The organism is Streptomyces mutabilis, assembly GCF_014649815.1.
Lineage (GTDB): Bacteria > Actinomycetota > Actinomycetes > Streptomycetales > Streptomycetaceae > Streptomyces > Streptomyces mutabilis.
Genome location: NZ_BMTT01000309.1, coordinates 1 through 523 on the forward strand (window position 1 = coordinate 1; position 523 = coordinate 523).

Here is a 523-nt window from a genome sequence, read left to right on the forward strand (position 1 = left end):
ATTTTTTCATCTTAAAAGTTGAAACAAAAGCTAAATCTAGGATAGACCATTCAGTATCTTCATTTACCAATGACCCATTTTGGTATTTGGATGATGATTTGTTTACTCATAAAACTGATTTAACCAGTGAAAGAGGTAAGTTTGTTAGATATTTAAACAAGTCTAATATGGAGTTCGCTGAGCATTACAGGGCTAACTATATGAGTAATAAAGCATCATTCAGGAAGTCAGCTCCTTTTTGGATAACGGCGGAGCTTATAACTTTTGATTCTTTAGTTAGGATAATTGATGGATTACTAACTACTAAATTTGATGTCGGTGGAAATAACTCATTACGTGATTTTGCTATCAGTATGGGAGCTAGATCTTTCAGTGAGATCAAGTCATGGATGAAAGCATTAAAAGAATTAAGAAACAGATGTTCTCATAATTCAAGAACTTGGAATAGTAATTACAGGTTGCCATCTGGTTTTGTTGATAACCATAACACCTGTTTAAGTAACTCCTACATAACTCATGCTCC

At 33.3% G+C, this 523-nt stretch carries 1 protein-coding gene; it reads left to right on the forward strand.

From position 1 onward, the window contains the following. The coding region (locus tag IE142_RS35970) for an Abi family protein (protein ID WP_191889533.1) at positions 1-523 on the forward strand (523 nt) is incomplete at both ends.